Consider the following 715-nt stretch of genomic DNA (forward strand, 5'->3'; position numbering starts at 1 on the left):
AACACATCCTCCATGCTGTCGATGACCGAGGCCGCCGGGGCGGCCTGGTGCAGCGGCATAGCGCCGAGGCGCATGCGCTGGAGGAGCTTGCGCCAGGCTTCGGGCAGCTGGGCCGTGTCGGCCCGCCGGGTGGCGGGCGGCCGCGGGACCTGTCCCGCGCGCGAGGGCCTGGGCGGCGACTTGCGGTCGATCGCACCTGCCAGCACGACATGCACCGCCGGGTTGCCCGGCAGCAGCGCATCGAGGGCGGCTTTCAGACTACGCAGGCGACGGCTCGAGGCGGTGTCGGCTACGAAGTTCAGATAGTCCGCTTCGCTCGGCACGGTGATGCCTTGCGCCGCGGCGAACCCTAGGAACCGTGCCAGCACGCGCAGGTCCTCGAGCGCCATCGTGTCGAAGGCGGCCAGGTCGCGGTAGGGTGTCATCAGCGGATCGGCCCGCAGCGCCGCGCGGTCCCGCTGGTCGCAGCTGCGGCTGCGCGGACGCTTCTGACGAATGGCCTCGCGCACCACCCCCCGCACCGGTGTGCCCTCGGGCAATAGCCGGTCGAAGGCGGTGCGCAGGTCGTCGAGCCGCCGGGTGGAAGTGTCCGTCGCGACGAAGGACAGGAAATCAGCCACCCCGGGCACGGTGATCCCCTGCCCTTCGGCGAAACAGAAGAACCGGTCGAGCGTGCGCAGTTCGCGCGTGCCGACCTTCTCGAGCCCGGAGGTGT

1 protein-coding gene is annotated in these 715 nt (G+C 71.2%); it reads right to left on the bottom strand.

Annotated elements, in window-relative coordinates:
* A partial coding sequence (locus FD715_RS21810; RefSeq protein WP_189799604.1) for a hypothetical protein occupies positions 1-715 on the bottom strand: 715 nt, incomplete at both ends.

This window comes from Tateyamaria sp. syn59 (genome assembly GCF_007995245.1).
In the GTDB taxonomy this organism is placed as follows: Bacteria; Pseudomonadota; Alphaproteobacteria; order Rhodobacterales; family Rhodobacteraceae; genus Tateyamaria.